General features: G+C 68.7%; 8 protein-coding genes. 3 read left to right on the forward strand and 5 right to left on the reverse strand.

Features of this window, described 5'->3' with window-relative positions:
* Positions 1–147 precede the first annotated feature (147 nt).
* Together BOSE125_RS08275 and BOSE125_RS08280 are read right to left on the reverse strand one after the other, a co-directional pair.
* Complete coding sequence (locus tag BOSE125_RS08275; protein ID WP_201301163.1) at positions 148–3,306, reverse strand: UPF0182 family protein; 3,159 nt, start codon at positions 3,304–3,306, stop codon at positions 148–150.
* A 152-nt stretch (positions 3,307–3,458) separates the two neighbouring features.
* Positions 3,459–4,640 carry a PDZ domain-containing protein gene (locus BOSE125_RS08280; RefSeq protein WP_159551616.1) on the reverse strand — a complete coding sequence of 394 codons (1,182 nt, stop codon included), beginning with the start codon at positions 4,638–4,640 and terminating at the stop codon, positions 3,459–3,461.
* Positions 4,641–4,863: 223 nt separating this feature from the next.
* Here BOSE125_RS08280 and BOSE125_RS08285 point away from each other — a divergent pair, with 223 nt between their 5' ends.
* Positions 4,864–6,276 carry a zinc-dependent metalloprotease gene (locus tag BOSE125_RS08285; RefSeq protein ID WP_159551618.1) on the forward strand — a complete coding sequence of 471 codons (1,413 nt, stop codon included), beginning with the start codon at positions 4,864–4,866 and terminating at the stop codon, positions 6,274–6,276.
* On the opposite strand, the gene BOSE125_RS08290 is transcribed toward BOSE125_RS08285, so the two are convergent.
* A complete protein-coding gene (locus tag BOSE125_RS08290) occupies positions 6,277–6,933 on the reverse strand; it encodes a M48 family metallopeptidase (protein WP_159551620.1) in 657 nt (218 codons plus the stop codon). It abuts the gene before it with no gap.
* Positions 6,934–7,146: 213 nt separating this feature from the next.
* Here BOSE125_RS08290 and BOSE125_RS08295 point away from each other — a divergent pair, with 213 nt between their 5' ends.
* The gene (locus tag BOSE125_RS08295; protein ID WP_159551622.1) at positions 7,147–8,238 is read left to right on the forward strand and encodes a ThiF family adenylyltransferase; all 1,092 of its coding nucleotides are present in this window, start codon (positions 7,147–7,149) and stop codon (positions 8,236–8,238) included.
* A 69-nt stretch (positions 8,239–8,307) separates the two neighbouring features.
* On the opposite strand, the gene BOSE125_RS08300 is transcribed toward BOSE125_RS08295, so the two are convergent.
* Both BOSE125_RS08300 and nudC read right to left on the reverse strand, forming a co-directional pair.
* Positions 8,308–10,494, reverse strand: coding sequence for an ATP-dependent DNA helicase UvrD2 (locus BOSE125_RS08300; protein ID WP_236557883.1), 2,187 nt, complete (start codon positions 10,492–10,494; stop codon positions 8,308–8,310).
* Positions 10,495–10,514: 20 nt separating this feature from the next.
* On the reverse strand, positions 10,515–11,525 hold the full coding sequence (gene nudC, locus BOSE125_RS08305; protein ID WP_159551624.1) for an NAD(+) diphosphatase: 1,011 nt from the start codon (positions 11,523–11,525) through the stop codon (positions 10,515–10,517).
* A 197-nt stretch (positions 11,526–11,722) separates the two neighbouring features.
* Here nudC and BOSE125_RS08310 point away from each other — a divergent pair, with 197 nt between their 5' ends.
* Entirely contained in the window at positions 11,723–13,180 is a 1,458-nt protein-coding gene (locus BOSE125_RS08310) for a phosphotransferase (protein ID WP_236557884.1), read from the forward strand.
* The last annotated feature ends 30 nt before the right edge of the window (positions 13,181–13,210 follow it).

The raw sequence follows: 13,210 nt of genomic DNA on the forward strand, positions 1-13,210 counted from the left end.
CACCGTTCGGCCACCAGGCTGCCCCGGACGTCTGTGGAGGCCGCCGGACGGGGCTGACGGCTGACCGGCCAGACGCAGCAGGGGCCGTCGCCCGGAGCGATCCGGGCGGCGGCCCCTGCTGCCTGCAATGAGACGGGGTCGAAGGGGTCAGCCCTCGGTGCCCCCCTCCGCCGGCGGCTCGGTCTGCTCACCGTCAGCGGGCGCCTCGGCGCCCTCGTCGGGTGTGGCCTCGCCACGGATGGCCTCGTCGGCCTCCAGGGCACGGGACAGCGCGTCGTTCAGACGGGTCTGTGCCTCACCATATGCCGTCCAGTCACCATTGGCCATGGCCTCCTCGGAGGCCTGGATGGCCTCGTTGGCGTCGGTCAGGGCCTGACCGAGTTGCTCCTGTTGACTCTGGGTCTCAGGGACTTCCGGTTGCGAACCCGGTTCACCACCCGGCTCCGCCTCCGGGTCCTCCCCATCCGCCGTCTGGGCACCGGAATCGCCTCCGAACACCTGGTCCAGGGCCTCCTCGAGCGTGCTGGCGAAACCGACCTCGTCACCGTAGGACACGAGGACCCGGCGCAGCGTCGGGTAGGACGTCGGACCGGTGGACTGGATGTAGACCGGCTGGACATACAGGATGCCGTCAGCAACGGGCAACGTGATCAGGTTGCCGTTGATGACCTCCGACGCGCCCTGACGCAACAGGTTCAGTTCCTGGGAGACCTGAGCGTTGGAGTCGAAGTTCGCCTGGGCCTGGCCCGGACCGGGGATTGCCGTCTGACGGGGCAGTTCCAGGAGCTGGATATGCCCATAGCCCTCGGCCTTCTGGCCGTCCTCACCGGTTCCCGCGTCGCCGTTGGCGGACAGGAAGCCGTAGAGCACGTTGCGCTGCTGAGCGCCCTGGGTGATCTGCGGGATATATGTGCTGGTCAGCGAGAAGGCTGGCTCATCCTTGCCCGGCATACGCAGGGTCATGTAGTACGGCGGCACCTTGACCGTGCCGTCATCCTGGGTCGGATCGGCCGGCACGGACCACGCGTCGTTGTTCTCGTAGAAGTCCACCGGGTTGGTCACGTGGTAGCGGCCAAGCAGTTCCCGCTGGACCTTGAACATGTCCTCGGGGTACCGCACATGGTCCATGAGTTCGGCGCTCATCTCCGAGTACGGCTGCAGCGAGGTCGGGTAGACCTTCTGCCAAGCCTTCAGCAACGGGTCCTCCTCGTCCCAGGCGTACAGGTTGACCGAGCCGTCATAGGCGTCCACGGTGGCCTTGACGGAGTTGCGCATGTAGTTCACCTGGCCGGACAGATTGGCGTTGGCGTCCGTGTTCAGGCCGTCCCGGGTCGCCGAGTCCAGTTGCTGGGCGGTGGAGTACGGGAATTTATCCGAGGTGGTGTACCCCTCCACGATCCACTGCACGCGGCCGTCCACGATGGCCGGGTAGGCGTTGGAGTCCACGGTCAGATACGGCGCGACCTTCTGGATGCGCTCGATCGGACTGCGGTCATAGAGGATCTGTGACTCGGAGTTCACGTCCGAGGACAACAGGATCTCCGTGGAGCCGAATTTGATGGCATAGACCAGCTGGTTGAAGAAGCTGCCCACGGACGGACCGCCCTCACCGGTGAAGGTATAGGTGGTGTCCTGGTCACTGGCGGCATCCTGCGGACGGTCACGCTCGCGCTCCGGGGCCCCCTCCGGCGCGCCCACGATCGAGTAGCTCGGGGAGTTCATGCCGAAGTAGATGCGCGGCTCATAGGTCTCATCGCTGCCCAGGGCACCCGAGGTCGGGATCCCGGAGAGCAGGAAGGACGGGCGTCCTCCGGCGGCCACCTCGGAAGCGTCCGCGGCCACCAGGCCGTAGCCGTGGGTGTACGTGATGTGCTGGTTCACCCAGGACGAGGCGGGGTCCACGTTGACGTCACGGACGGAGATGATGGTGTCCTGGGATTCTCCCTCCACGTCGTAGCGGTCCACGTGCAGGGTCTCTGGGAAGGCGTAGTACGGACGGAATTGCTGCAGCTGTCCGAATGTCCGCGAGAGCAGGTTCGGGTCCATCAGGCGGATGTTCTCGGTGTTGTCCGCTTCCTCGGCCAGGCTTCCAGGCTCGGCGTCGGTGGCACCGGCGTAATCGGTGGACTCCACGTCGGCCAGACCGTAGGCCTCACGGGTGTGCTCGATATTGCGGTTGATGTAGTCCTGTTCCAGGGTCACCTCGGAGGGCCTGACCTGGTACTCCTGGATGAGGAAGGGGTAGGCCGCACCGGCCACGATCGCGGCGATGACCAGGCCCGCAGCGCCGACCAGCGAGATCCGCCACTTGCCGGTGATGGCCGTGACGATGAACAGGATGGCCACGAGGGCGGCGGCCACCGCGAGGATCGTAGAGGTCGGGATCACGGCGTTGACGTCGGTGTACATGGCACCGGCCCAGTTCCCGTCCTGTGACTGCAGGGTCCGGAAGCGGTTCAGCCAGTAGTTGCCGGCCTGCAGCAGGAGGAACAGTGCGACGAAGACGCCCAGGTGGATGCGGGACGGAGACTCGATGACGACCCCGCCCTGCTCCTTCACCCGGATGCTGCCATAGAGGTAGTGCACGAGCAGTCCGGCGATGCCGGCGATCAAGACGACTGACACCAGGAATCCGACGATCAGGCCGAGGAACGGCAGGGTCGCCATGAAGAACATATAGTCCAGGCCGAACTCCGGGTCCACCTGGCCGTAAGGCTCCTGATTGAGGAACAGCAGCACGTCCTGCCATCCGTTCATGGCGGCGGACCCGGCGAAGAACCCGATCACCACCGGGATGCCGATGAACACCAGGCGGCGCATGGGCTCGAGCTGCTTCTGGTATTGCGCCAGGGAATCACGGGTCTGGCTCTGCAGGTTCTGCGGTCGGGACCGCCAGGCCAGCCACATGGACAACCAGACGGCTGCGCCCATGAGCACCCCACCGATCGCGAACAAGGCGGCACGGGTCCAGATCTCGGTCCAGAACACCTCGGAGAAGTCCACCTGGTTGTACCAGAGGACATCGGTGTAGACGCCCGAGAAGAACATGAAGGCGACCACGAGCACAGCCAGCACCACGATGGTGAGCACCAGCGCGGAGGGGCGGCGGGAGCCGGCTGGACGCGCCCCCGAGGAATCACCGCCGCGGTCCGCCGGCTGCCCTGGGCCACCGGGACGACCAGGACCCCCCGGTCCGCCGCCGCCCGGGCCACCGAACAGGCCGCCGGAGCCCCCTGTTCCGCGGTCGTTGCCGCGTCCATCGTCCGGTCCTCCGAAGAGACCGCCAAACCCTTGTCCGAAACTCACGTGTCCTTACCCATCTGCGCCCTGGCGCCGGTCGTATCCTGCACTGCGGTGGCGGCCCTGGGGGGCCGCCGAAGTCCCTGGTCTTGCGTATCCTGCGTGTCTTGCGTTGCACCGCGCCATGGCGCGCCAGGCCTCAGTTGTCACTGCACCTGTCAGCCGCACGTCGGTGCCTGCGGCGTTTCACCACTCCCCACGGTCTCGACCACGGTTCGGGCCTGCTCGAGGGTGGCCACCGAATAGACCTCGATCCCCTCGGGGACGTTGCCCGCCAGTTCAGCGCAATTGCCCTCCGGCGCCAGGAAATGACGTGCCCCGCCAGCCTGGGCGCCGGCGACCTTCTGCACGATCCCGCCGATCTCCCCGACCGTTCCATCCGGGTCGATGGTCCCGGTGCCCGCGAAGTGCTGGCCGCCAGCCATGGCACCGGGCGTCAACTCATCGACGATTCCGAGCGCGAACATCAGCCCAGCGCTCGGACCACCGACATTCTCCAGCGTGATCGCCACGTCCAGCGGAAATTCGAAGTCCGAGTCCAGGAAGACGCCCATCAGCCACTCCCCCTGGGCCCCCTCGTAGACGGGGACCTCGACGGTGCGCTCCTGGCCGTCCCGGACGATGCCGAGGTTGACCGGTTCACCACCGGAGTCATTGAGCCGGTTCTTCAGACCCTCGAGCCCGGTGACCTCGATTCCGTCCGCGGTGACCAGTTGATCCTCCGGCTGGAGCAGGTCGGTCGCCTGGGAGTCCTCGGTGAAGCCGGCGACGAACAGGGTCTGGCGGTAGTCGATGCCGAGGTTCTCCAGCGCTGCCGCCACGGCCCAGCTCTGAGAGGTGGCCATGGCTGCGGAATTCTCGGCGTTGACCTCCTCTGAGGTGGTCCCGGAGGGGTAGACGAGTTCCTGGGGGATCACGGATGCGGTGGGATCGACCCAGCTGCGCATCACATCCAGGAACGTCGTCCAGCCGTTCGGGGCCCCGGACACGTACACCGTGGTCAGGTCCAGGTGGCCGTCCGTCGGATACGTCTCGGCACCGTTGACGGTGATCACCGGCTCACCCTCGAACTCGCCGACGGTGTTGAAGGTCGGCCCGGGCGACTCGATGATGAACGGGCTGGGCAGGGCGACGGCGGTCAGGGTCAAAAGGCCGGCAACGGCACCCGCCACGGCGGTGAAGCGGCGACGGCGACGACCGGCCTGGGCTCGACGTGTCCACGCCTTGAGGTCGGTGGCGTCTTTCAGGCGGGCCGCGTCAGCCGGTGCCTGGTCCGTGAACGGGGTCACGGAACCGGGCACGGCCGACGGCGACGTCGGCGGGTGTCCGGTCTCTGACACGTCAGGGCACCTGTCTTCACGAAAACTGCCCCGGGACGGTGGGTCCACCGACCCGTGGGCAGAGGCGTACGACCCGCTGTCCGGGCCGCTCTGGTCTTCTCTTGGTCCATTCTAGGGGGTCTGCGCGCAAGGTGTGGCGCGGGACGCAATGCCCCTGTGCGCCCAGAGTGAACCGGTGGATTCACTGCGGACACGGTCAGGGCTCGCCGATACGCTGGTGCCCATGACGAATCCCCCGAACGGCCCCGGTTCCCACGACGGCGAAGACCCGCTGTCCGACATGCTCCGCCGCATGTTCGGCGAGGGTGGGCCCGATCCCGAGGAATTGCGCCGTGCCCTCGAGCAGATGGGCGGCGCCGGTGGAGCCGGTGGCCCCGGAGGCCTTCCGTTCGACCCCTCCCAACTGGATCCGGCCATGATGAGCCAGATGATGCAGCAGTTCCAGACCATGATGCAGTCCTCGCCCGAGGACGGCCCGGTCAATTGGACCCTGGCCCGGCAGTCCGCGCGCCAGGCCGCCGCCGGACAGGACCCGACCGTCGGCACCTTCGCCCGGCGTGAGATCGACGAGGCCCTGCGGCTGGCGGAACTCTGGTTGGACGGTGCCACTGAGATCGAGTCCACCGGCCTGCTCGGCAAGGCCTGGTCCCGCGCGGAATGGGTCGAGGCGTCCATGGACACGTGGCAACGGCTCACCGAACCAGTGGCCGTCTCCATGTCCGAGGCCATGTCCCGGGCCATGAGGGACCAGCTGCCGGGCCAGGTGCCCGAGGAGATGCAGGGCATGCTGGAGGGCATGCAGCCGATGCTGCAGAACATGGGAGGCACCATGTTCGGCCTCCAGCTGGGCCAGGCCGTCGGCGCCCTCGCCCAGGAGGTCCTCTCCGGAACCGACTCAGGTTTCCCGGTGGCCGGGCACCAGTTGGCCATGGTCCCCGTGAACATCGAGGAGTTCGGAGACGGGCTCGAGGTCCCGGACGATCAGATCCGCATCTACCTGGCCCTACGGGAAGTGGCCCGCATGCGCCTGTTCGTGCACTCCCCCTGGCTGGAACGGGACCTGTACGCGGCGATCGAGCAGTATGCCTCGGGCGTGCACATCGACATGTCCAAGATCGAGGAGGCTGCCCGGTCCATCGACCCGTCCGATCCGGAATCCATGCAGGAGGCCTTCGCCGGGGCGTCGTTCATCCCCGAGCCCACGGGAACGCAGAAGGCGGCACTGGAGCGCCTCGAGTTGACCCTCGCGCTAATCGAGGGCTGGGTGGACGTGGTGGTCACCGAGGCCGCCAAGCCCCTGGATGCGGCGAACGCCCTGCGGGAGACCATCAATCGGCGCCGGGCCACAGGGGGCCCGGCGGAGCACGCCTTCGGCACCCTGGTCGGCCTGGACCTTCGTCCACGCCGGCTGCGTGAGGCGGCCACGCTCTGGGAGAAGATCGGTGAGGCCAACGGTCGCGAATACCGCGACACCATCTGGCGCCATCCCGACCTGCAGCCCACTGCCGAGGACCTGGACGATCCGGACGGCTACGTCACCCGGCGCGAGACCCGCGAACAGGAATCGGCAGGCCTCGACGACGAGCTGCGCAAACTCCTCGAGGGCGGGTTCGGCGACGGCGAAGGACACAAGTAGTCAGTCGTCCGGTTCTCCGTCCGGCCCTGTCAGGCCCCGCCCGGTCGCGTGGCTGACGCCGTTGAGGAAGGCCATGGCCTCCTTCTGCCGCGGATAGCGTTCCGCCATCGCGTGGAACGCAGCCGAGTGGTCACCGTGCTTCAAGTGCACGAGTTCATGTACGAGTACGCCGTCCAGCACCCACCCGGGCATCCCCGCCACCGCGGCGGCGATGCGGATACGGCCCGTCGTCGGTGTGCACGAACCCCAGCGGCGCTGCTGGCGGGTGGACCACACCACCTCGCTCGGCTCCACCTCGCCACCCAGCCAGGTACGGGCCAGTTTCCGGGCCCGGGCCAGCAGATCGCCGTCCGAGTCGGGGCCTGCCGGTTGCCGTGAGGCCACCTTCTTCAGCATCCGGCGCGCCCAGTCCCGTTCCGCTTCGACGCCCAGGCCCATCGGCACCGAGACCTGGACCCGTCCGTCGCGCCAGGCAGCGGAGATGGTGCGGGTGCGGCGCGAGGACCGCACGATCCTGACGAACGTGCCATCCACCTCCATCTCCTCGACTTCCCGGCTGGGACTTCCGGGCCCCGACGCCCGACGACGGCCGGTCCCGGACGCAGTGCGGGCCGGGGTTCGCGTGGAAGGCCGGGCATCGGGCCGTGAGGACGTCATGGCCCCATTCTGCCGTTGCCTCCGCCAGGGTACGGACATCGACTCCCCCTTGTGGATAACCTCACGGGCCGGACCGGCATCGATGCCACGATAAGACGACGACCCGTTCCGGAGGCGGAACAGACCGGCGTCGACCATCCCGGTGTCACTGTGGAAAGCGCCGTCCGACGACGCCACCGCTCCAACCCGCCACGCCTGACGAAGGAGAATTCCATGCGCCTCGATCCCGGGCTCACGCTGCTCCAGATCGCCGACGACATCGTCCAGATCGGCTCGGGAACGCGCTCCACCCAGCTCTCCGGCTGCCCGGCTCCTGCTGTCGAATACCTGCAGCGGCTCGTTGACGGGATCCCGGACGGACAGGAGGCGGCCACCGCCCGCCGATGCGGCCTGGATCCGGCCGACGCCCGTGACCTGGAGGCGACCCTGGAGGACTTCCTGCGGTGGCACGATCCGCCGGCACGCGCCGGTGCGGGCCATGCCGCCGACCTGCTGGCCGACGATCTGGCGCTGGCGCTGGCCCTGGATGCGGCACCCGCCGGCACCGCTGGAACCGGTGACGCTGACGGCATTCATGGCGTCCCTGGCAATCGCGGCACCGACGCATTGGAGCGCGTGTCCGAGGTCTTGGACCGCCGTCAGGATATCCAGATCCAGATCCTGGGACTGGGGCGCACCGGGTCCGTCATCGCCCGGGTCCTGGCCGCCGCCGGCATCGGCCGGCTGGCGGTGTGGGATCCTCAGACGGTGAAGGCCGCTGATCTCGGTACCGCCTATCTGGCCCCCGACCTCGGCCGGAGCCGGCCCGTCGCGTTGGGACGGCGCGTGGACGACGCCGGCCTCGGCACCGTGGTCCTGCCACTCACCTCCCCCGTACGCCCGGGCCCCGGAGGCGCCCTCACGGTCAGCGTCACCAGGGGTGCCGTGGACTATGACGTCATCGCTCTCGCCCGCGCGGCCGACCATCCGGTGTTGCCGGTGGTGATGCGGGACGACGACGCACTCATCGGCCCCTGGTTCGTGCCTGGTCAGGGGCGGTGTCCCTTGTGCTGGGACCTCGCGGCCCGGGACGCGGACCCGGAGCGGAGCCGGCGGACCGCAGCCCTGCTGGAACATCGGGCCGGCCGTGAGGACGTGGCCGTGGCGACGACCGCCGGCGCCCTGGCGGCCCGCCAGGTGATCCGATGGGCTGAGACGGGAACGGCCCCGGCGGGTGCGGTCCTGCACGTGCACGGAGACGGCAGCCGCGTCGACACGCTCACGGTGGCCACTCACCCGGAGTGCGGGTGTACCGCCTCCGGATGACCCTGTCCGGCCGCCAAACTGTCCGGCCGCCAAACCGTGACGTCGCCAGTCCGCCAGGCAGTCAGGCAGTCAAGCAGTTGGGGTTCCGTTGACGAGTTCGAGCACATCCTCGCCGTACTTCTCCAGCTTGGACTTGCCGACCCCGGCGATGCGCAACAGCTCGGCCGGCGTCTTCGGCTCGGCCTCGGCGATCGCCACCAGGGTGGCGTCCGTGAACACCACGAACGCCGGCATGGAGGCCGCCTGGGACGTGGACAGCCGCCACGCCTTGAGATTCTCGAACAATCCCTCGTCGTAGGTCGGCGGACAATCCAGGCACCGGCCGGTCTTCCGCTCGGCGCCGGTCTCCAACAGGACGCCGCAGGAGCGGCAGTGGGCCGGCTGGGCGCGCTTGCGGCCCGAGCCCCGCCCACCGGGACCGGACGCTCCCGCGGCGCCGGGCCGGCGTCGGCCCTGGCTCTGGGCCCCGTGCCGGGAGTCCGCCTCGGGATCCAGAGAGTCCAGGAAGCGCGAGGGCTTGCGAGTGGAGCGTCCGCCGGTGCCGCGTGAGAGCGTCCAGGTGAGGAACAGGCGCAGCCGGGCTCGGGTGATGCCCACGTAGAGCAGTCGCCGTTCCTCGTCGATGTCCTCCTGCGTGTCCGCGAAGCTGATCGGCATGAGGCCCTCGGAGAGCCCGACGAGGAAGACGGCATCCCATTCCAGGCCCTTGGCCGAATGGAGTGAGGCCAACGTGACGCCCTGGACGGTGGGGGCATGCTGGCTGGCAGCGCGTTCGTCCAGCTCGGCCACGAGGTCGGTGAGGGTGAACTGGTCACCACGGGTGGTGGCCAGTTCCTCGGACAGGGCTACCAGGGCGTTGAGCGATTCCCATTTCTCGCGGGTGGCCCCCGAAGCCTGGGGAGCCGCCTCGGTATAGCCCAGGGAAGCCAAGACGTCTTTGACCCGGCCGGGGACCTCGTCTCCGGAGACGTCCTGGGCAGACCGGGCCGCCGCCCGCAGCTGCAGGATGCCGTCCCGGATCTCGCGTCGGGAGAAGAACCGTTCTCCGCCCCGGAGCTGGTAGCCGATGCCGGCGGCGGCGAAGGCCGATTCGAACGCCTGGGACTGGCCGTTCGTGCGGAACAGGACCGCGATCTCTGCGGCCTGGATGCCCTCGTCGAGTAGCTGTTTCACCTGGGCGGCGATCCACCCGGCTTCGGCCTCGTCGTCCGAGCATTCGGCGAACACCGGCGCCGGGCCGTGGTCTCGCTGTGACACGAGCTCCAGGGGTTCGGCCCACCGTGGCATCGGCCCCCGGACGCCTCCCGGTCCCGGCACCGGCACCCGTTGCCGGGTGCGTTCGGACAACAGCCGGTTGGCGAGGTCCACAATCTCGGGAGTGGAGCGGTAGTCCCTGACGAGCTTGACCATGGTGGTGTCCGGGTGTTCCTGGCGGAAGTCGAGCAGGAAGCGGGAGGTGGCCCCGGTGAAGGAGTAGATGGTCTGGGAGGCGTCGCCCACCACGCACAGCTCGTTCCGTCCGCCCAGCCAGAGATCCAGCAGGCGGTGCTGCAGAGGCGAGACGTCCTGGTACTCATCCACGATGAACACGCGGTACTGGTCCCGCACCTGGGCGGCGATCTTCGGCTCCGTCTCCAGGATGCCCACCATGATCAGCAGGACGTCCTCGAAGTCGATCAGGTTCCGGTCCGTCTTGACGTCCTCATACCCCTGGAACAACCGGGCCACGCCGTTGGCGTCCCAGCCTGTCGGCATCTCGCGACCAGCGGCAGCGGCGGCATACGAGTCCGGGGTACGCATAGAGACCTTGGCCCACTCGATCTCGCCGGCCAGGTCCCTCAGCGCCGCGCGGTCCGTGGTGGTACGCAGGCGCCGAGCAGCCTCGGCGAGCATGTTCACCTTGTGGTCAACGAGCTCAGGGACGGCCCCACCGACCGCCTGGGGCCAGAAGTACTGCAGCTGGCGCAGGGCAGCCGAGTGGAACGTCCGTGCCTGGACCCCGTGGGTGCCGAGGTCCCGCAGCCGGGTGCGCATCTCGGCGGCGGCCCGGGCTGTGAAGGTCAGTGCCAGGGTCCGGTGTGGGTCGTAGACGCCGGTCTGCACACCGTGGGCGATGCGGTGGGTGATGGCCCGCGTCTTGCCCGTCCCTGCCCCGGCCAGGATGCACAGGGGTCCGTTGAGGGTGGTTGCGGCCTGACGCTGCTCGGCGTCCAGGCCAGCCAGGATGTCTGTGGCGATATCGGGGTGGTCGGTCACGGTCCTCCGGAGGGTGTCGTTCAGTTCTGCAGTGTGCGCGGTTCGGGCAGCGGTCCGCCGAACCAGTGTTCGATCAGGGCGCGGGAGATGGACGCGGCCCCGGGGATGGTGATGTCTCCGCTGGCCACCGTCTCCTCCAGCTCCTCACGCGTGAACCACCGCACGTGGGCCACCTCGTCCCGGTCCGCGTCCGCCTCGTCAGGATGGTCCGTCACCGCTGTGTAGCCCAGCATGAGGGACTGCGGGAACGGCCACGGCTGCGATCCCAGGTACACGGGTGAATGGATGCGCAGGTTCGATTCCTCGCGGACCTCACGGACGACCGCTGCCTCCAGCGACTCCCCCGGTTCCACGAAGCCGGCCAAGGTCGAGTACATCGCGGGTCCCCAGGCGGCGTTGTTGCCCAGCAGCACACGGTCATCCCGATCGGTGACCGTCACGATGATGGCCGGGTCCGTGCGCGGGAAGTGCTCCGAGCGGTCCTGCGGGCACACCCGGACCCAGCCCGATTGGGTGATCGCGGTCGGGGTGCCGCACCGCGGGCAATGCGTGTGCCCGGCATGCCAGTTGGCGATCGCCACGGCCTCCACGAAGACCCCGGCGTCCCGGTCTGTCAGGGCCGCCGCCGCGTCCCGCAGGCCGACCCAGGCGACCTGTTCCGGCTGGTCCACCGGCCGGCCTCCGGCTTCTCCGTCCGTGAGGGTGGGCTGCTCATCGGCGACCAGCAGGATCAGTTCGGCCCGGGACTGGGTCTCCCGATCGCTCCCGTCGGCTTCATGCTCGACGCCGGCCGCCGAACGTCCGAGGTACACGGCACCGTCCGGCAGGTCACCCTCCGGCCGGACCAGGACCAATTGACCGCCGAGAACGGGCGCACGACCACCGATCATCCACAGCACGCGGGCTTCTGGCTGCTCCCAGACCTGTTCCAGCCATCCTTCGCGGGCCCGTTCCTCGCAACCCCGGTCCACGTTCTCCCGAGCCAGGGGAAGCCGGCCGAGGGCGGGAAGGATTTCGTCCGAGGTACGCATGCTTCCACGGTACCGCCCAGTGCGGACACCGTTGCGTCGATCCGGTCGTGGCTGTGGAGCACGGCCGAGTCCTGCTGGAACCACCGCGGCACATCACGGCGGCATCCGCCACGGCCGGTCATTCGGCGACTCGCCGCACCTGAGCCCCTCTGCTGCCGGGGCGGGAAAGTACGGTGGTGAATGTGAACCGTACGCCCATGGAACTTGCTGCCTTGGCCAGCGCCGCCATCCCCGATCTGTCCCCGACCGGTGTGGTCGGCTCCCCGGACGATCCCCGGGACTTCTCGGCCGCCGTCGTCTTCGACCGCCAGGGAAGCCGGTGGCGGGTGCGGTCCCCTCTCCACGAGGAGGCAGCGATGCGGCTGGAGACCGAGCTGCAGGTGCTGTCCGGCTTCACGCCCGGCATCCGCGCCGGACTGCCGTTCCGGGTGCCGTCCGTGGCCGGGGCGGTTCGCCTCGATGGTATGCGCACCTTCGTCTACCACGACATGCCGGGCGAGGAGATGGAACTCGAGGACCTCACCGAGCTCGGCGGCAAGACTCCCGATGACATCGGGCGGGTGATCGCCGCGGTGCACGCGCTGCCGGCCGCCGTCGTCGAGAACGCGGACCTTCCCGTCTACACCGCGGACCAGTTCCGCCAACGCCGCCTCAATGAGCTGGACCAGGCCGCGACCACAGGCCGCATCCCCGCCATACTGCTGCGTCGCTGGGAGAACGCGCTGGAGGAGATGGAGCTCTGGGAGTTCTCCCCCGTGGTGGCCCACGGAGACCTGCACGAGGACAACCTGCTCGTGGATCAGGGCCGGCTGGTGTCGGTGACCGGGTGGACCGATCTGCACATCGGCGATCCGGCCGAGGACTTCGCCTGGCTGGCGTCCTCTGGGAACCAGGAGTTCACGGACCAGGTGGTCAAGGCCTACTGGCAACACCGGTCCGGGGGAACCGTCCAGGACGGGCACTTGTTGCGCCGGGCCGTCCTGGCGGCCGAGTTCGCCCTGGCCCAATGGCTCGTCCGGGGCATCGCCGCCGATGACGAGGAGATGGCCGCCGAGGCCGAGGCCATGCTGCAGGAACTGGAGGCGGACGTGGAGGAACACGGCGGACAGGCCATCAGCGCTGCACCCGCTGTGGCACCGGCTGCGCATCCTCAGGGCCTTGCCCCCGCCAGCACCGATGATCCAGCTGACGATGATGACACCGGGGAAGGCACCGACGATGACGACGCCGTCATCATGGATCGCGCACGCGCCCCCGAGCAGGAGGGCACCGATGAAGCACCGGGTGCAGATCAGCCGGTGACGCATGATGCGGCATCGGAGGGCTCGGAGGATGAGCTGGTGCCGGACGAGCTGGCGGCAGATGAGGCCGAGTCCGGCCACCCGAGCGAGGCCGTTGGCCCGGACGACGCTGAAGCCCCGGACGATGGTGACGACCCTGAAGACGCCGAGGAAGTGAGCAGTACCCAGGATGTGAGCAGCACCGAGGTTCAGGAGCACGCCGAAGAACATGGCGATTCCGAGAACGACGATGCTGAACACGGCCCTTCTGGGAGCCATGCCGCGGCACCCCACCAGGAGGGACCCCCGACGACGGCCCTGGACCTGGACGAGGTCCGGCAACTCGACATCCGCCGGACCACGAACCCGTCCTGAACCGGTGAAGACCGGCCCGGCAGAGACGTG

It is taken from the genome of Citricoccus sp. K5, from assembly GCF_902506195.1.
Classification (GTDB): Bacteria; Actinomycetota; Actinomycetes; order Actinomycetales; family Micrococcaceae; genus Citricoccus.